Below are 17,686 nucleotides of genomic sequence, written 5' to 3' on the forward strand. Positions count from 1 at the left end.
GCCGGGCTGGGTCAGTGGTACCGGCTGGCCGACGATCCGTCAATGATGCATTCGGGCCGTCGATTTCCCATGTCACGAAGGGGTTTCGGCGAGTTTCGCCATGGCGGTGCACGGGCCTGCGGGGCGTCATCGGCCTACACCAGTGGCCGTGCCACCGGCCCGGGCGGCAGACGTGTGGCGGGCCCGGACGCACGAAGGTCCGCGGTGCGCCGCCGCTCTGGCGCACCGCGGACCCGTCGTCCCCGTCAGCGAGTGCCGACCGCCGCCCGGACGGCCTTGCGGGCCATCTGGCAGTCGTCGTGGAGCCGTCGCAGCAGCAGCCGCTGTTCCTCGCCGGACGGCGCGGTACCCGGATGGGCCGGGGCCGCCGGGACCACCTCCTGCATCGACCGCTGCACCGCCGACTCGTACGTCCGGATCTCCCGGGTCAGCAGCAGCATCAGGTTCACCAGGAAGGCGTCCCGGGAGGCCGGGCCCGCCGACTGGGCGATCTGGCTGATCTGCCGCCGGGCCACCGGCGCGTCCCCGAGGACCAGCCACAGCGTCGCCAGGTCGTACCCCGGCAGATACCAGCCCGCGTGCTCCCAGTCCACCAGCACTGGACCGGCCGGTGACAGCAGGATGTTCGACAGCAGGGCGTCGCCGTGGTTGAACTGGAGCATGCCGTGCCGGCCCACCTCGTGGGCGATGCCGTGCAGCAGCTTCTGCAGGTCGCCCAGGTCCCGGTCGGTGAGCAGGCCCAGCTCGTGGAACCGGGAGATCCGGGCGCCGTAGTCCAGCGGCACGTCGAACGTGCCCGCCGGCGGCCGCCAGGCGTTCACCCGGCAGACCGCGCCCAGCGCGGCCCGGATGTCCGGCCGGGGGGGCGCCTCCACCGGATGCCGCTGCAGCGCCGCCACGCGGCCCGGCATCCGCTCGATCACCAGCGTGCACTTGTCCGGGTCCGCAGCGATCAGCCGCGGCACACGGACCGGGGGCCGGTGCCGGACGAACGAGCGGTATGCGGCTATTTCATGGCGGATCCGCTCCGCCCAGGCGGGCGAGTGGTCCAGCAGACACTTGGCCACGGCCGTGCCGCGCCCGGCCGTCCCGACGATGAGGACGGACCGCCCGCTGCGCCGCAGCACCTGCACCGGAGCGAACTCCGGACAGATCCGCTGCACCGAGGCGATCGCCGAGCGCAGCTGGGTCCCCTGGGGACCGGACAAGTCGATTCTCCCGCTCAGCGGTGGCGTACCGGGCTGGCCCGGTACGCGCCGGAGCCGGCCCGCGACCGGCACCGGGACGGGTCCGCCCGGACGCGCCACCGGGTCGAGGTACGGCCCGCCGCCCGCCGGGCGGGAGCGCAGCGGCCGGGGCGGGGCGGACACGGAGGACGATGCTGCGTACATGGGAGATACAGATCCCTTCGTGTGCCTGCGGTGCCTGCCAGAAAGTGCTTGCGCGCAACCCGGCCCGGTCTCCGGGACACCCTGGGGAATGCCCCTGTCATATCGACAGCCGTACCGACTCTCATATCGACTCGGGGGACCGGGTCGGGGTGGCGCGTTCCTACTCGACACCCGATGGGCCGTGGCACACCATCTGGCGCACCCTGGCGAACGGTGGCGAATAGTCGCCCGGCAACCTCCACGGGGCTACTGTCAACTCAGCCGAGAACCTGGGGGCTTGATGTGAGCGGACAACCCAACACCCGCCTTGCGGACCTGTTCGGCCTGGCCGGCTGGTCGAAGGGCGAACTCGCGAGGCTGGTCAACAAGCAGGCGGTGGCCATGGGCCACCCCCAGTTGTCGACCGACACCTCCCGGGTGCGGCGGTGGATCGACATGGGAGAGATCCCGCGCGATCCGGTGCCGCGGGTGCTGGCGGCCCTGTTCACCGAGCGTCTCGGCCGTGTCGTGACCATCGAGGACCTCGGTCTGGTGCGGCACGGGCGTAGCGGGAAACGGCAGGGCGACGGGGGCGATGAGCATCCCGACGGCGTGCCGTGGGCGCCCGAGCGCACCGCCGCGGTCCTCACCGAATTCACGGGAATGGACCTCATGCTCAACCGACGCGGCTTGGTGGGCGCGGGTGCCGTGCTCGCCGCGGGATCCACACTCAGCAGCGCCATGCACGACTGGCTGCACACCGACCCGGCCCTGAAGGCCGACGCCCCCGTCCTCGACGACCCCCTGCACGCCGACCCCGCTGGGTTCGACCGCTATGAGGCCGCCCCCGTCGGATCCCAGGAGGTGGAGGAGCTGGAGCGCTCGGTCGAGGTGTTCCGTGCCTGGGACGCGGCCCGCGGCGGCGGGCTCCAGCGCAAGGCGGTCGTGGGCCAGCTCAACGAGGTGGGCGGCATGCTCGCCTACCACCATCCCCCCCACCTGCAGCGGCGCCTGTGGGGTGTCGCCGCCAACCTCGCCGTCCTCGCCGGCTGGATGTCGCACGACGTCGGCCTGGAGCCCACGGCGCAGAAGTACTTCGTCATCGCCGCCCATGCCGCCCGCGAGGGCGGCGACCGCCCCCGCGCGGGCGAGGCCCTGTCCCGGGCGGCCCGGCAGATGGTGCACCTCGGCCGGCCCGACGAGGCCCTGGACCTGATGAAGCTCGCCCAGTCCGGTGCCGGCGACCGCCTCCTTCCGCGTACGAAGGCCATGTTCCACACCATCGAGGCCTGGGCGCAGGCGTCGATGGGCAAGGGCCAGGCGATGCGCCGCACCCTCGGCCAGGCGGAGGACCTCTTCGTCTCCGACCGGCAGCAGGAGGCGACGCCTGACTGGATGCAGACCTTCAAGGACGAGGACCTGTACGGCATGCAGGCCCTCGCGTACCGCACGCTGGCGGAGTTCGACCCGAGCGCGGCCGTGCACGCCCAGTACTACGCGGAGAAGGCGCTCGCCCTGCGCGTGGACGGGCGGGAGCGGTCGAAGATCTTCGACCATCTGTCCATGGCGTCCGCCTGCTTCATCGCCGACGACCCGGAACAGGCCGACCGCTTCGCCCGGCTGGCCCTGATGTCGATGGGCACGAACTCCTCCCGCCGCACCTGGGACCGGCTGCGCCAGATGTACCAGCTCACCGCCCAGTACGCCGAGTACCCGAAGATCCACGAACTCCGGGAGGAGATCCGCAGCGCCCTGCCGCAGCCGAGGAGCAAGGGCGGCGGCAGCGCCCAGGCGTGAGCGCAGGGGCACAGGGGGCCGCACGCTCACCTCTTGTCATACAGTCCGTTCCGTCAGACGCGCCTGAGCTGTCGCACGCGTACGGTCACGCGGTGACCCTGGCGACCAGCACGCACGCGTCGTCCTCACGTCCGGCTCCGCCGAACTCCTCGATCAGCGTCCGGACGCAGTCCTGCGCGGTGCGCGCCGTGCCGAACCGTGGGGCGAGGCCGAGCAGGTGGTCCACGGCCGCCGTCGCGACGTGCCCCGGCACCAGCCCGTCGGTGTGCAGGAGCAGGACGTCGCCCGGTTGGAGGGTCTCCTCGGCCTGCCCGTAGACGGCACCCGAGGTCGCGCCGAGCAGCACGCCGTCCGGCGCGGTCAGCATCCGCCCCGTCCCGTCGCGGTACAGCAGCGGGGCGGGGTGTCCGGCCTGCGCCCAGACGAGGGTGCGGGTCTCGGGCCGGTAGCGGCAGCAGACGGCGCTGCCGAGGGCGGGCTGGACGGTGGCGTCCAGTAACTGGTTGAGCAGGCCCAGGAGTTCACCGGGGCGGGTACCGGACACCGCCATGCCGCGGACGGCGCCGAGCAGCATCGCCATGCCCGAGGCGACGGCGACCCCGTGGCCGGTGAGGTCGCCGACGCTGAGCAGCGTCTCGCCGTCGGGCAGGTCCAGCGCGTCGTACCAGTCGCCGCCGATGAGAGTGCTCGCCGCCGCGGGGAGGCGCTGGGCGGCGAGGTCCAGGGTGCGCGGCCCCTGGTGCGGGAGCCGCAGGGAGCCGAGCCAGGGCGGGAGCACGGCTTGCTGTACCTCGGCGGCGACGCGCTGTTCGGTCCGCTCCTGCCGCCGCCGGTGGTGCAACGAGTCACGGGTCTCGCGCACCACCCGCTGGCTGCGGCGCAGTTCGCTGACGTCGCGCAGCACGGCCCACATCGAGGAGGTGCCGCCGTCGGCGCCGAGCACGGGCTCGCCCATCATGTGCAGCGTGCGCTCGGAGCCGTCGGGCCGGACGATGCGGAACTCGCCGTCGATCGGCCGGCCGTCGACCAGGCAGCCCGTCACCATCGCGGTCAGTGTGGGCCGGTCCTCCTCCCGCACCAGCGAGGGCAGTTCGTCCAGGGTGAGGGCGGGGTCGGCCGGGTCCCGGCCGAGGATCTGGTACAGCTCACCGGACCAGGTGGCCTCGTCCGTCAGCAGGTTCCACTCCGCGCTGCCGACCCGGCTGAGCAGCGAGCCGTGCGCGTCCGTGGCCGGCGCCCCAGGGACGCCCGGGGCCGCGCCGGGCTCCGGCGCGGACTCGGGCGGGGCGGGGTCCGGCCCGTCCCGCAGCTGGGCCAAGTGAGCGTCCAGGTCGTCCAGTTGGTGCAGGGCGAGGTCGTACAGGGCGCGCTGCCAGCGTTCCTCGGGGTCCGCGCCGTCGCTCCGGTTGTCACGCCGTACGGCGTCCACGTCGCCCTTGAGCCGCCGCGTCTGCGTGATCAGCGCCTCGACCGAGCCGCGCCCGGGCGGCTGGGCGGCTGGGCGGTCCGCGGAGACTGGGGACGGCATGACGCACTCCGTTGGGGGACGATACGGCCAGGGCGGAACGGGGGACCGTTACGACTGTCGCACAGCCCGCGACGGCCTGTAAGGGATTTGGCAACACACGATACGGTGGTGCTTCCGGCATATGCCAGAGTCTTCCCGGAGTGAGTCGCGCACCCGGATGACGTACGCGTCGGCCGCCTCAAGTCGTAGGAACAGTACGGCAATTGACCCGCACCTGCGCTCTCGGAGTCGCGCTCACGCACATGTTCGACGTGCCCCTGTTCGCCTGGGTGGCGACCGGCCGGTACCCATCGAACTCTGACCGGATTTGGCGGCATGCGAAGTGCCCGCGCGTACTCCATATAAGCATGGACACCACTGTCGAACAGCCCGTGCTCGCCCGGCTCATCACGGCGGAGGACCAGGAGGTCCCCGTGTCCGCCACCCTGCGCTACACCGCGGACGATCCACTCGCCGTCTTCGTCGACTTCCCCGCCGAGGCCGCCCTGGAGGGCGAGGACGTCACCTGGACCTTCGCGCGCTCCTTGCTCGACGAGGGGCTGCGCGCCCCGGCCGGCCGCGGGGACGTGCAGATCTGGCCGTACGGCCGGACCCGTACGGTGATGGAGTTCCACTCGCCCCACGGGCTGGCGCTGCTGCAGTTCCACGCCCTGGCCCTGCGCCGCTTCCTGCTGCGCACCTACGCGGTGATCGCGCCCGGACAGGAGGACGTGGCCGGGGTGGTGGAGCGGGGGCTGAGCGCGCTGTTCGGCGGGGTGTGAGCCGCGCCGAAGTGCTTTGACCTCTGTTCACCTCTGCCTCACCGCACGGGTATGGACCCCGACGTTTCGCGCTGTGCACCCTGTCGCGCGTGTGCCGCAGGGGCGCACCGGTGACGAGGGCGGGGCGAATGACACCGATCAGCCAAGAGGCTTCGTGGGACTGGGCGCGTCCGTCGCGGCGGGGGTGGCGCTGGACGCCGGCACCCCCCGTACCGCGGCCGCCGCGACGACCACGGCGACCGGCACGATCAAGGACGTCCGGCACGTGGTGATCCTGATGCAGGAGAACCGCAGCTTCGACCACTACTTCGGCCGGCTGAAGGGCGTGCGCGGCTTCGACGACCGCAGCGGCATCACCCTCGGCGGCGGCTACCCGGTCTTCGACCAGCCGAACGGGCTGGGCCGGCAGTACCCGTGGAAGCTCAGCGCGACCCCGTCCGCCGGCGGCGAGGACGGCGAGACCCTGGCCCAGTGCAACGGCGACCTGCCCCACTCCTGGTCCTCGCAGCACTCCGCCTGGAACAAGGGCCGCATGGACAACTGGGTCGCGGGCGTCGGCAACGTCCGCTCGCTCGGCTACCTGGACCGCTCCGACATCCCGTTCCACTACGCGCTCGCCGACAACTACACCGTCTGTGACGCCTACTTCTGCTCCACGCTCAGCGCCACCGGCCCCAACCGCACCTATCTGTGGAGCGGCAAGGTCGACTCCTCCAGCTACGACGGCGGCGACGAGTCCGGCCTGGCCTGGCAGACCTACGCCGAGGCGCTCCAGGACGCCGGGGTGTCCTGGAAGGTCTACCAGAACGCGGCCGACAACTACGGCGACAACGGCTGCGCCTACTTCAGGAACTTCACGAACGCCAAGGCGGGCGACCCGCTGTACGACCGGGGCATGTCCTCGGTGCCGAAGGTGACCGGCTCGACCCCCGACGACATCGCCGCCGCGATCAAGGCCGACGTCCTCGCGGGCACCCTCCCACAGGTCTCCTGGGTCGTGCCCCACCAGGCCTTCTCCGAGCACCCCTACGCCCCGCCCGGCGACGGCGCCCACTTCGTGAACCTCGTCTACCACGCCCTGGCCGCCGACCCGGACGTCTTCGACTCCACCGTCCTGTTCCTCAACTACGACGAGAACGACGGCTACTTCGACCACGTGCCCCCGCCGTCCCCGCCCGCCGGGACGGCCGGGGAGTTCCTGGGCGGGGTGCCGTACGGCTTCGGATTCCGCGTCCCGATGATCGTCGTCTCGCCGTGGACCCGTGGCGGCTGGGTCTCCTCGGAGGTCTTCGAACACACCTCGGTACTGCGCTTCCTGGAGACCTGGACGGCCGCCCTCGGCACCCCCGCGAAGTGCGCCGGCATCAGCGACTGGCGGCGCAGGGTCAGCGGCGACCTCACCGGCGTCTTCGACTTCGCCCACCCCGTCCACGACGCGGTGGCGCTGCCCGCGACCGGCGTCATCGGCATCAGCACCTGCGGCCCGCTGCCCAATCCGGTGCCGACGGACAACGCCCTGCCCGCGCAGGAACCCGGCACGCGGCCCGCCCGCGCGCTGCCGTACCAGCCGAACGGCTACCTGGACCACCTGGAGTTCGACGCGGCCGGCAAGATCCTCGCCTGGTTCAGCATGACCAACCAGGGCGCCCCGGCCTCCCGCGCGGCCCACTTCTCGATCCACCCGAACGCCCACCGGGACACCACGCCGTACCAGTACACGGTCGACGCGGGCGGCACCACCTCCGACTTCTTCAACATCGGCACGGGCTTCGGCGACGGCAGGTACGACCTGACCATGGCCGGCCCCAACCGCTTCCTGCGCCGCTTCCAGGGCGACGCCACCAAGGCGGGCAACTCGGCGGAGGTGCACACGCGTTACGCGGTCGAGCCCGGCACCGGCAAGCTCGCGGTCTACTTCGCGATGACCAACTCCGGTACCTCGGCGGTGACGTTCACCATCACCTCGAACCACTACCGCGGTGACGGCCCCTGGACCTACACCGTCGCCGCGGGCGGCTCGGCCGAGGACTTCTTCAACGCCGTCGCCTACCAGAACGGCTGGTACGACTTCACGGTGACCGCCGACTCCGACGCGACCTGGTCGCGCCGGTTCACCGGGCACCTGGAGACGGGCGCGGCGAGCGTCAGCGGCTGACTCCGGCGCCGGGGCCGTACAGGTCCGGGCGCGGGGCGAGCCCGACGGCCACCCGGCCGCCGCCCTCCAACGCCCGGACCCCCGCCTCGGCGACGACCGAGGCCGCGTACCCGTCCCAGACGCTCGCGCCGGTGACCCGGCCGCGCCGGGTGGCGTCGACCCAGGCCTGCACCTCGCGGTCGTAGGCGGCGGCGAAGCGGACGAGGTAGTCCCGGGCCACCTCCTCGCGGGCGGCGCCGGCGGAGGTGACCACCATCGTGTGCTCGTCGCCGATCCGGGCGCTGCCCCGCTCGCACACGGCCTCGCAGCGCACCTGGTAGCCGAAGCCGCAGTTCACGAAGACCTCGACGTCCACCAGGGCGCCCCGGTCGGTCTCGAAGAGCACGAACTGCGGGTCGAGCAGGCCGGCCGGGGCGCCCGAGGAGGGCGTGGGCCGCAGCACCGTCACCGCCGTCAGCTCCTGCCCGAGCAGCCAGCGGGCCGCGTCGATCTCGTGCGAGACCGAGCTGTTGACCAGCATCGCGCTGGTGAAGTCCGGCGGCGAGGAGACATTGCGGTGGGTGCAGTGCAGCATCAGCGGCCGGCCCAGGCCGCCCCCCTCCAGCAGGGCCTTGAGCCGCCGGTACTCGGCGTCGTAGCGGCGCATGAAGCCGATCTGCGCCAGCCGGCGGCCCAGCCGTGCCTCGGCCTCCACGATCCGCAGCGCACCGGTGGAGTCCGGCACCATGGGCTTCTCGCACAGCACCGGCAGGCCCCGGGCGAACGCGGCCAGCAGCGCCTCCTCGTGGGCCGGGCCGGGGGAGGCGATCAGTACGGCCTCGACACCGGGCGCGTCGAGCGCGGCGACCGGGTCGGTGTGCACGCTCACCCCGGCCAGGCCGGACACCGCGGCCTTCGCCCGCTCAGCGTCCGGGTCGGCCACAGCGGCGACCCTGGCTCCGCTCACCACCTGGTCGAGCCGTCGTATGTGATCGGCCCCCATGTGGCCCGCACCCAGTACCGCCACACCCAGCAGGTCACCCATGCGCGCGCTCCCTTACACCGACGATCACGCCGTAGCGTACGCCGCGCAGGGAGCGCCGCCGGGGCCCCGGTCTCCGGCTCAGTAGCGCAGGATGCCCGCGATCCCGTCGGCGTCGCCCAGGGCGCCGTCGGGCACGAAGCGGACCTCGGCGCCGGTCTCCAGGCACTGCTCGACGATCTCGTCCACGATGTCCTCGCGGGCGTCCAGGTCGCCGGTTTCGGCCGGTACGAGATGGCCGCCGAGGTCGCTGACCGTCGCACGGAAGTTCTCCTCGACGGCGAGCAGCCGGACCCGGCCCTCGCGGGCGCTGCGCCACAGCTCGTCCAGCCCGGCCGCGTAGGTACGGTGGCCGCGTGCCGTGGTCAGCTCGCTCATCACGGACGTGGTGTCCTTGCGGGCCTCGGCCTCCAGCACCGGGCGCAGCGCCTGCCACACGGCGTCGGGGCCGGCGTGCGTGAGACCGCCGTGCGGGACCTGGACGGATTCCTTGGCCACACCGCCGATCTCCTCCAGCAGGGACAGCGCCGCCTGCTCCCCGGTGATGTACAGCGGCCGGGGCTCCTCGCGCAGGACCGCGGCCATGGCGGAGTCCGCCTCCCGCAGGAACTGGCGGGTGCCCTCGTCGGTGAAGATGCTCGGCCGGTCACCGCTGCGCATCTGCCGCTCGGCGTCGAAGTTCTGCTGCCGCCGCTCCCGTGGGAAACCGCCGGTCGCGTCCGCCACCACCCGGTTCTCGCCGCCGCTCCACAGCGTGACGCGGTCCGCGGAGACCGACAGCACCCAGAAGGGACGCTCGGCGGCGTGCGCGGCCACCAGGTTGCGGGTGAGGAAGGTGTCCGAGAGCACCACGCGCTCGGGGACGCTGCGGGCCAGGGACCACACCTGGTGCTCGCCCGGGGCGGCGAAGATCACCAACCCGTCCTCGGCGTGCGCGAGGTCCACTTCGGCCAGTGCGCGGTCGAGCTGGGCCACGACGTCGTTGCGCCGTTCACGGGTGACGGCGGGATCGGACTCCAGGCGTTTGCGCGCCTCGGTGACGACGTTGCGCAGTCGGACGGGATCCTGCCCGTTCTCCGGTTCGCGGCGGTGTGTCGGGGTCAGCACGGACACCGCGGGGTAGGGACGCGGGCGCCGCAGTTCGGCCAGGGTCGCGGGACTCAGTGCGTGCTCCATGACAGCACGATAGGACCGATTCACGGATGGGGCATTCGCGGCAAGCCGGCCAGGCACAACGGGTGACCGGGCACCGCCGGGCGCCCGGACGCGGTGCCGCCTCCGGCCCTCGCCGCGGGTGTGTCCACGACGGCCGCGCCCTGTGTCACGGCACACAGAGCCTCCGCACCGTCGCCGCCGGTCGTGGCGAGGCCGCGACGCCGTGGGCACCCAGGCGCTCGTCCCGGACGGGCGGGGGCTGGTCGACGCCGTGCCCGGCGTCGACCAGCCGGGCCCCGGGCGCGCTGTCCCTGACGGAGGCCGGCGTGCTGTCCGCCGGGCAGCCGAGGCTGCCGTCGTGCGGGAAGTGGGTCCTGGTGGATGCCGCCTCTGCGTTCGGCTTCCGCGTTGCCGAGGGGGAGCTGGGTGCCGGGCGCGCTGTCCCTGACGGAGGCCGGCGTGCTGTCCGCCGGGCAGCCGAGGCCGCCGTCGTGCGGGAAGTGGCTCCTCGCGGATGCCGAGTCGGGTTGCGGCTTCGGTGTCGCCGAAGGCGGTGAGGTGGTGCCGGGCGGGGTGTTGACCAGTTGTGGGCCGGGGCTTTCCGGGTGGGCGCGGGTCGGGGTGCTGTGGGCGGCGGGTCTCACTGTCTCACCGGGGCCGTCGCGGAGCGGGGTCGCGGATGTCGAGTCGGCGTGTGGCCGCGCTTTCGCCGAAGGGCGCCGAGCGGCGCGCTGAACGGTGACACGGCCAGAACCTTCCGGGCGGCCGCTTTGGCGCGAAGGGTGGGCAGGGCGGGCCGCGCTCTGCCACGCGGACCGCCGGCTGCCGGTCGCCGCCGGGATCAGCACGGGCGGCTCGGCGTGTCGTACGCGGTGCTCGGTCGGCCCGGCATCAGCCGGCGCCGGCGCGTTCACGCGCCGGGCCCGCGCTGTCCGGCGTCGCGGCGCCCGCCACCTCGCCCGACCGCCGCCGGCCTGGGGGTCCGGCGTGCCCAGGCCGGCGAACGCCGGGAACACGTATCGGAGTTGACCGACGGCGCAGCCGTGGCGCCGGCCTGCGCGCGGTGGTCGGCGCCGGCGGATCAGGTCGGACGGCGTGGCCCCGCGCCCGCCCGTACGGCGGAGCCGCCGAGGCGCCGTGGCGCCGAAGCATGGGGAAGATTTTGCCCGTGGCCGGTTCATGACGCCCACGGCCCGGTACTACGGGCTTTGCTGGATTTCGCGCGAGCAAAAAGCGGCCGAAACCAGGGGGAAACCCCAGCCGCCGGTGTTACGTCCGCGTTGACTGCCTCGGGCAACTGACGGACGCTCGTCATATAGGTGCTCGATACAACTGGTTGTCCGGCCGGAACCCCACTCCTCGCTTGAAAGCGCAGGTGAAAGGGGTATCGGCCGTGAACCGGAAGCAGGAGGTAGCGCATGTGCGGCATCACCGGATGGGTCTCCTTCGACCGTGATCTGACCGCCGAGCCCACCACATTGCATACGATGACCGAGACGATGGCATGCCGGGGCCCGGACGACCGCGGCACCTGGACCGAGGGCCCGGCCGCCCTGGGGCACCGCCGTCTGGCGATCATCGATCTGCCCGGCGGCCGCCAGCCGATGTCTCTGCAGACCCCCGGCGGGACCATCGCCATGGTCTACTCCGGCGAGGCGTACAACTTCACCGAACTGCGCCGCGAACTCATAGACCGCGGGCACCGGTTCACCACCGATTCCGACACCGAGGTCGTGCTGCACGGCTACCTCGAATGGGGCGACCAGGTCGCCGAACGCCTCAACGGCATGTACGCGTTCGCCGTCTGGGACGGGCGCCACGACAAGCTCGTGATGATCCGCGACCGCATGGGCATCAAGCCGTTCTACTACTACCCCACCGCCGACGGCGTCCTGTTCGGCTCCGAGCCCAAGGCCATCCTCGCCAATCCGCTGGCCCGCCGCCGGGTCACCCTGGACGGCCTGCGCGAGCTGTTCGTCATGATCAAGACGCCCGGGCACGCGATCTGGGACGGCATGCGCGAGGTGGAGCCCGGCACCGTCGTCACCGTCGACCGCTCCGGCATGCGCACCCGCGTCTACTGGCAGCTGCGCACCGCCGCGCACCCCGACGACCGCGCCGCCTCCATCGCCACCGTCCGCTCCCTGCTCGACGACATCGTGCGCCGCCAGCTCGTCGCCGACGTGCCGCGCTGCACCCTGCTCTCCGGCGGCCTCGACTCCTCCGCGATGACCGCGATCGCCGCCCGGCAACTGGCCGAACAGGGCGAGCGGGTCCGCAGCTTCGCCGTCGACTTCGTGGGCCAGACCGACAACTTCATCGCCGACGAACTGCGCGGTACCCCCGACACGCCCTTCGTGCACGACGTGGCCGAGCTGGCGGGGACCGAGCACCAGGACATCGTCCTCGACGCCCAGTCCCTCGCCGACCCCGCCGTGCGCGAGCAGGTCATCCGCGCCCGCGACCTGCCCTCCGGCCTCGGCGACATGGACTCCTCACTGCTGCTGCTCTTCCGCGCCATCCGCGAGAAGTCCACCGTCGCGCTGTCCGGCGAGTCCGCCGACGAGGTCTTCGGCGGCTACCTGCAGTTCTTCGACGAAGAGGCGCGCCGCGCCGACACCTTCCCCTGGCTGGTGCGCTTCGGGCGGGACTTCGGCGACGACTCCGACGTACTGCGCACCGACCTGACCAAGTCCCTCGACCTGGAGAGCTACATCGCCGACGGCTACCGTACGGCCGTCGCCGGGATCGACCGGCTGGACGGCGAGAGCGACTTCGAGTACCGGATGCGGCAGATCAGCCATCTGCACCTGACCCGCTTCGTGCGCATCCTGCTCGACCGCAAGGACCGCATGAGCATGGCCGTGGGCCTGGAGGTGCGGGTGCCCTTCTGCGACCACCGGCTGGTCGAGTACGTCTACAACGCTCCCTGGGCGCTGAAGTCCTTCGACGGCCGGGAGAAGAGCCTGCTGCGCGAAGCGGCCGCGGACGTCCTGCCGCGCTCGGTGTACGACCGGGTGAAGAGCCCGTACCCCTCCACCCAGGACCCGCTGTACGCCGTCGCCCTGCGCGAACAGGTCAAGGAGGTGCTCTCCCGCCCCTCGCACCCCGTCTTCGACCTGCTCGACCGGGAGCGGGTCCGGGCGGTCGCCGAGCGCGACACGCAGGTCAGCAGCCAGGCACAGCGACGCGGCCTGGAGCGCACCCTGGACCTCGCGCACTGGCTGGACCTCTACACGCCGGAGCTGCAGCTCGGCTGAGACCGGCGGCCGGGCGGCCGCCGCCGGCGTGGACCCGGCCACCACGTCGTCACCGGCTCCCACACCAGCGCCGGCGTGCCGGTGCCGGGCCGGCCGGCGGTGAAGGCGCGGCCCCCGTGCGCGGCCGGCGCGGCCACGGTGAGGCCGTCCGCCGGGCGAGCCCGCGGGTCCGCCGGGTCACCGGCGGACCCGCACGTCCGCGCGTGCGGTGGCGCCCGCCGTCGGCCGGCAGCCCGCGGTGCCGCCCGCCGGCACCGGGAGCGCCGCCCGGTCCAGCCCCCGGACGTCACCGTCGGCACGCGGTCGACGACGCACGCGCGGATGCCCCGGTCGGTGCCCCTCATCTGCCCCACGGCCGGTTCACCGGGCACGGCCCGCGCTCCGAGCGCCGGCGACGCCTCCGCGCAGCGGACGGCCCGCGTGCCCGGAGCCGGCCCCGGTGCTCGTGGCGGCCTGGCCCGGACTCGCGGCCGGCAGCAGGGCCGAGGCGGCGGGTACGGCGCGAGCGGCTCGGTCGTGCAGGGGCCCTGTCGCGGTCACGTGCGGCCGTTCACGGCGGCCGGAGCGCCGCCTGCCCCGGGTGACGCCCCGGAACGGCGGAAGGCGGTCGTCAGTCGCCGGGTTCCAGGGTGGCGCTCCAGTCCTTGCCGTCGGCCGGGCAGGAGCTGCCGCTCGGGGGCAGCGCGCCGTACAGCAGGAAGTCGTCGACCGTCTCGTGCACGCAACGGGAGGAGGCGTACCCGGTGTGGCCGTCGCCCTTGTTGTCGAGCACCACCGCCGACGAGCCGAGCCGCGCGGCGGTCTCCACCGTCCACCGGTACGGCGTCGCCGGATCACCGCGCGTGCCCACGAGGAGCATCTTCGCGGTGTCCACGTTCCGGACCCGGTCGCGGATGAAGTCGGTGCCCCTGGGCCGGCCGTAGCACATGAGCAGCTGGGTGAGCCGGTAGCGGCCGAAGACCGGGGAGGCCTGCTCGTAGCGGACCAGCAGGTCCTTCAGATCCCTGGCGAGCCGCGTCGCGTCGGGCCGGTCGGGGTCGTCCGCGCAGTTGATCGCCATCAGCGCGGCCTGGAGGTTGTCCGCCGGTATGTCCTGCGGACCGACGACCCCGCCGGCCGACACCGGTGCCCGCGCCGCCGTGCCCGGCCGCACGGGCAGCCCGGCGCCACCGGTGGAGAAGGCCAGCACACCGCGGGTGTCGCCGTCCTGGACGAGCGAGGCCACCGCCCGCTCCAGCGAGGGCCACAGCTGCTTGCTGTACAGGCCCTGCCCCAGGGCGCCCACCAGGTCCTGCCCGGAGAACCTGCCGCCGAAGTCCGTCGGCACCGGGTGCCCGTCGAGCGAGCGCACCAGCCGAACGACCTGGTCCCCGGCCGCGCGCCGGTCGCGTCCGAACGGACAGGCGATGTCCGTCGTACACCAGTCCAGGAAATCGTCCAGCGCGGTCTGCTGTCCCTGGGCGCCGGCCACGCCCTGCTCGGACAGCGGCTCGGTCAGGGTGTCCACGCCGTCGAGGGCGAAGCGGCCCACCCTGTGCGGGAACTCGGCCGAATACACCGCGCCGAGCCGCGTCCCGTAGGAGAACCCCAGGTAGTTGAGCTTCTTGTCGCCGAGGGCCTGGCGGATGACATCCAGGTCGCGGGCCGCGTTCACGGTGCCGATATGGGCGAGGAGCGGGCCGGAGTACCGGGCGCACGCGTCGGCCGCCCGCTTCAACTGCCGCAGCAGCTCCTGGGGATGGCCGAGGTCGGGGGCGCCGCCCGTCGTGTCCGTGCCCTCCTCGGCGCCCTCGCCGCAGCTGACGGGTGAGGAGCGGCCGACGCCGCGCGGATCGAAGGTGACCACGTCGTAGCCGTTGGTCAGGTCCATGAACCCGCGCCCGTCGGCGGCGAGTTCGCTGACGCCGGGGCCGCCCGGACCGCCGAAGTTCAGCAGGACCGAGCCCTGGGACGGCCCGGTCGCCCGGTAGCGGGCCAGGGCGATGCCGAGGGTGCCCGCGCGCGGGCGGGCGTAGTCGAGCGGGACGGTGACCTCGGCACACTGGAGGGCCTTCGGCATGTCCGGGCCCTTGCAGGGCGACCATGCCGGTCTCTGCCGGTAGAAACGGGTCAGGTCGGGCTGCGGGCGGTCGGACTGCGGGCGCGCGGCGGCCGCCGGCAGCCCGGTGCCGAGCAGCGCCAGGGTGAGGAATCCGGCCCCCGCGCAGCGCCGCACGGCGGGCCGTGTGGACAGCCTGGTCAGCATCGATCGCCTCCCGGGACGCCTGTCGCGGACCAGGGGGACGGCGCCCTCGGATCACCATAAGCGGGCCCCGCGGCGCCCGCCTCCGCACGAGCGGGACGGCGCCCGGAGACATATGATGTGCCGCTTGTACACCCTGTTGTTGATCACTGAGTGGCTTTACGCACGGTTCGATATCACTGTCGCTCGACGGGGTGAAAGCCCGATAAGCCATAACTCGGATGGTTCGCTCGCGTTTTACGGGGTGCGGGTGAGTGCCCGCGACGATGTCTGGAAGGCAGGGAACTATGAGACGGGCTACCCGAAACGGTGTGATCGCCCTCGTCGCCGCCTCCGGCGCGATGGCCGTGGCGCTGCCGGTGTCCGCCGCCTTCGCGGCCGACGGTGCCGCCGCCGACGGGACCGAGGCCGGCTCGCCCGGGCTGATCTCCGGCAACGGCATCCAGCTCCCGGTGGACGTACCGGTGAACGTGTGCGGCAACACCGTGGACGTGGTGGGGCTGCTCAACCCCGCGGTGGGCAACCGCTGCGCGAACACCGGGGGCCACGGCACGGTCGGCTCGGCCCATTCCGGCGGCGCCGCCGCCCACGGCGCCGCCCTCGGCTCGCCCGGGGTGGTCTCCGGCAACGGCGTCCAGCTCCCCGTGGACCTGCCGGTCAACGTCAGCGGCAACAGCGTCAACGTGGTCGGCGTCGGCAATCCGGCCGAGGGCAACACGTCGGTGAACGACCCCGTCGACCACGGCACCCCCCGGCACCCGCGACCGCCGGCCGCCACGCCCCCCGCGCCGGCCAGGCACCACACGCTTCCGCCCGCGCCCGCACCAGAGCCCCCGGTGTCCGCGCTGGCCCGCACCGGAACCGACGCGACCCTCCCCGCAGCCGCCGGCAGCGCCGTGCTCCTGGCCGCCGGCACCGTCCTCTACCGCCGCTTCCGCCCGCACCGCAGCCGCTGACTTCCTCGGCTGAGGCCCCACCGGACGCCGGCCCGGTGGGGCCTGATCGGATGCGCGCTACGGTGTGCCGGTGACGGACGGCATACGAGGGCGACGGCGGGCACTGCCGCGCCGGGCGCGGGCACAACTCGCGCTCTACGCGGCCGGGTTCCTGGAGGGGACCGGCGACCACGCCCTGTACCTGGTGCGCGGCGGAGTACACGCCTACGCGTCGTTCGGCCCGCCGCCGGTGCAGGTGTTCTTCGTCGCCCTCGTCGTCCTCGACCCGCTCGCCGCCGCCGCGACCCTGTGGCTGCGGCCCTGGGGTTTCCGGCTGGCGGCCACCGTGATGACAGTGGACGTCCTCCTCAACTGGTACGTCAACTGGCCATGGCTGCCAGGGGAGTTGCTGCGCCCCGTGGGCCTGACGCCGATCACCCTGTTCGGGCTGTTCGTCGTCGCGACGGCGCCCGCGCTGCGGCGGCTGGCGCTGGACGCCGCGAAGGCCGAACTCCCCGTGGCGCGGCCCCTCTTGATCCGGAAGGATGCGGAACGGAAGTCCGACCCCGACGGAAACGGAGCGCATCGATGAGCCCTGCGGCCCCCCACGACCTCGTCGTCACCCAGGCCACCCTCGACGACTGGCCGGTGATCGCCGGGTGGGCGGCGGCGGAGGGCTGGAACCCCGGGGTGTCCGACGGGCCCGCCTTCTTCGCCCAGGACCCCGGGGGATTCTTCCTCGGCCGCATCGACGGCGCCCCGGTGTCCGCCATATCGGTCGTCACCTACGGCTCGCAGTACGCCTTTCTGGGCTGCTACCTGGTCCGCCCCGACCTGCGCGGCCGCGGCCACGGCCTGACGACCTGGAAGACGGCGCTCGCCCACGCCGGGGACCGCACCGTCGGCCTGGACGGAGTCGTCGCCCAGCAGGACAACTACCGCCAGTCCGGATTCCGGCTCGCCTACCGCACCGTCCGGTTCGCCGGGACCGCCCCCGAGGCCGAGGTGCCCGCGGGGGTCCGCCCGGCCGGCCCCGGCGACCTCGCGGCGATCACCGCCTACGACAGCGTCTGCCACCCGGCCGACCGCCCCCGCTTCCTCGCGAAGTGGCTCACCGGCCCCGGCCACCGGGCCTTCGTCCGCCACGACGGCGAGCGCCTCACCGGCTACGGTGTGCTCCGCCCCGGCCACGACAGCCTGCGCATCGGCCCCCTGCTCGCCGACACCGCCGAGGACGCCCGGGACCTGTTCGCCGCCCTTACCGCCGAAGCCGCCGGACGCGAGGTGGCCGTCGACGTGCCCGAGCCGAACGCGGCCGGCGTCACGCTCGCCGAAGAGGCCGGGCTGACCGCCTCCTTCGAGACCGCCCGGATGTACACCGGGCCGGTCCGCGCCCACGCCCAGCACCGGGTGTTCGGCGTCACCACGCTCGAACTGGGCTGAGCCGCACCGCCGTCACGGC

Annotated in this window: 12 protein-coding genes; 7 read left to right on the forward strand and 5 right to left on the reverse strand. The window is 73.2% G+C overall.

Annotated features, from left to right (window positions below; all coding sequences use genetic code 11):
• Nucleotides 1–245 precede the first annotated feature (245 nt).
• Nucleotides 246–1,391, reverse strand: coding sequence for an aminoglycoside phosphotransferase family protein (locus ACZ60X_RS13095; protein WP_469597151.1), 1,146 nt, complete (start codon nt 1,389–1,391; stop codon nt 246–248).
• Between the two features lie 282 nt (nt 1,392–1,673).
• On the opposite strand from ACZ60X_RS13095, the gene ACZ60X_RS13100 reads away from it, so the two are divergent.
• A complete protein-coding gene (locus ACZ60X_RS13100) occupies nt 1,674–3,167 on the forward strand; it encodes a DNA-binding protein NsdB (protein ID WP_469597154.1) in 1,494 nt (497 codons plus the stop codon).
• An 85-nt stretch (nt 3,168–3,252) separates the two neighbouring features.
• Here the strand turns inward: ACZ60X_RS13100 and ACZ60X_RS13105 are convergent, their stop codons facing one another.
• Nucleotides 3,253–4,695 carry a PP2C family protein-serine/threonine phosphatase gene (locus ACZ60X_RS13105; protein WP_469597157.1) on the reverse strand — a complete coding sequence of 481 codons (1,443 nt, stop codon included), beginning with the start codon at nt 4,693–4,695 and terminating at the stop codon, nt 3,253–3,255.
• 347 nt (nt 4,696–5,042) lie between these two features.
• On the opposite strand from ACZ60X_RS13105, the gene ACZ60X_RS13110 reads away from it, so the two are divergent.
• Together ACZ60X_RS13110 and ACZ60X_RS13115 are read left to right on the forward strand one after the other, a co-directional pair.
• Nucleotides 5,043–5,456 (forward strand): SsgA family sporulation/cell division regulator, encoded by a 414-nt coding sequence (locus tag ACZ60X_RS13110; RefSeq protein ID WP_469597160.1) that lies wholly within the window; start codon nt 5,043–5,045, stop codon nt 5,454–5,456.
• Between the two features lie 154 nt (nt 5,457–5,610).
• On the forward strand, nt 5,611–7,611 hold the full coding sequence (locus ACZ60X_RS13115; protein WP_469597163.1) for a phosphocholine-specific phospholipase C: 2,001 nt from the start codon (nt 5,611–5,613) through the stop codon (nt 7,609–7,611).
• Here the strand turns inward: ACZ60X_RS13115 and ACZ60X_RS13120 are convergent.
• Nucleotides 7,601–8,635: a Gfo/Idh/MocA family protein gene (locus tag ACZ60X_RS13120; protein ID WP_469597165.1), complete on the reverse strand. Its 1,035-nt coding sequence runs from the start codon at nt 8,633–8,635 to the stop codon at nt 7,601–7,603. The genes ACZ60X_RS13115 and ACZ60X_RS13120 overlap by 11 nt on opposite strands.
• Nucleotides 8,636–8,713: 78 nt before the next feature.
• The gene (locus tag ACZ60X_RS13125) at nt 8,714–9,808 is read right to left on the reverse strand and encodes a baeRF3 domain-containing protein (RefSeq protein WP_469597168.1); all 1,095 of its coding nucleotides are present in this window, start codon (nt 9,806–9,808) and stop codon (nt 8,714–8,716) included.
• A gap of 1,397 nt (nt 9,809–11,205) precedes the next feature.
• On the opposite strand from ACZ60X_RS13125, the gene asnB reads away from it, so the two are divergent.
• Nucleotides 11,206–13,047: an asparagine synthase (glutamine-hydrolyzing) gene (gene asnB / locus ACZ60X_RS13130; RefSeq protein WP_469597171.1), complete on the forward strand. Its 1,842-nt coding sequence runs from the start codon at nt 11,206–11,208 to the stop codon at nt 13,045–13,047.
• Between the two features lie 610 nt (nt 13,048–13,657).
• Here asnB and ACZ60X_RS13135 read toward each other — a convergent pair.
• Entirely contained in the window at nt 13,658–15,292 is a 1,635-nt protein-coding gene (locus ACZ60X_RS13135) for an alpha/beta hydrolase (RefSeq protein ID WP_469597174.1), read from the reverse strand.
• A 284-nt stretch (nt 15,293–15,576) separates the two neighbouring features.
• Here ACZ60X_RS13135 and ACZ60X_RS13140 point away from each other — a divergent pair, with 284 nt between their 5' ends.
• The 3 genes from ACZ60X_RS13140 to ACZ60X_RS13150 all read left to right on the forward strand — a co-directional run bounded on the left by ACZ60X_RS13140 (nt 15,577) and on the right by ACZ60X_RS13150 (nt 17,667).
• Complete coding sequence (locus tag ACZ60X_RS13140) at nt 15,577–16,245, forward strand: chaplin (RefSeq protein WP_469597176.1); 669 nt, start codon at nt 15,577–15,579, stop codon at nt 16,243–16,245.
• 70 nt (nt 16,246–16,315) lie between these two features.
• Nucleotides 16,316–16,816, forward strand: coding sequence for a hypothetical protein (locus ACZ60X_RS13145; protein WP_469597178.1), 501 nt, complete (start codon nt 16,316–16,318; stop codon nt 16,814–16,816).
• Nucleotides 16,813–17,667, forward strand: coding sequence for a GNAT family N-acetyltransferase (locus ACZ60X_RS13150; RefSeq protein WP_469597182.1), 855 nt, complete (start codon nt 16,813–16,815; stop codon nt 17,665–17,667). The genes ACZ60X_RS13145 and ACZ60X_RS13150 overlap by 4 nt, the downstream gene beginning before the upstream one ends.
• Nucleotides 17,668–17,686: the final 19 nt, after the last annotated feature.

It is taken from the genome of Streptomyces sp. NPDC104106, assembly GCF_055584345.1.

Excerpts from the sequence above, each read along its gene's own strand:
- ACZ60X_RS13120 (WP_469597165.1), bottom strand. The coding sequence starts at position 8,635 with ATGGGTGACCTGCTGGGTGTGGCGGTACTGGGTGCGGGCCACATGGGG.
- ACZ60X_RS13125 (WP_469597168.1), bottom strand. The coding sequence starts at position 9,808 with ATGGAGCACGCACTGAGTCCCGCGACCCTGGCCGAACTGCGGCGCCCG.
- ACZ60X_RS13105 (WP_469597157.1), bottom strand. The coding sequence starts at position 4,695 with ATGCCGTCCCCAGTCTCCGCGGACCGCCCAGCCGCCCAGCCGCCCGGG.
- ACZ60X_RS13135 (WP_469597174.1), bottom strand. The coding sequence starts at position 15,292 with ATGCTGACCAGGCTGTCCACACGGCCCGCCGTGCGGCGCTGCGCGGGG.
- ACZ60X_RS13150 (WP_469597182.1), top strand. The coding sequence starts at position 16,813 with ATGAGCCCTGCGGCCCCCCACGACCTCGTCGTCACCCAGGCCACCCTC.
- ACZ60X_RS13110 (WP_469597160.1), top strand. The coding sequence starts at position 5,043 with ATGGACACCACTGTCGAACAGCCCGTGCTCGCCCGGCTCATCACGGCG.
- asnB (WP_469597171.1), top strand. The coding sequence starts at position 11,206 with ATGTGCGGCATCACCGGATGGGTCTCCTTCGACCGTGATCTGACCGCC.
- ACZ60X_RS13095 (WP_469597151.1), bottom strand. The coding sequence starts at position 1,391 with ATGTACGCAGCATCGTCCTCCGTGTCCGCCCCGCCCCGGCCGCTGCGC.
- ACZ60X_RS13140 (WP_469597176.1), top strand. The coding sequence starts at position 15,577 with ATGAGACGGGCTACCCGAAACGGTGTGATCGCCCTCGTCGCCGCCTCC.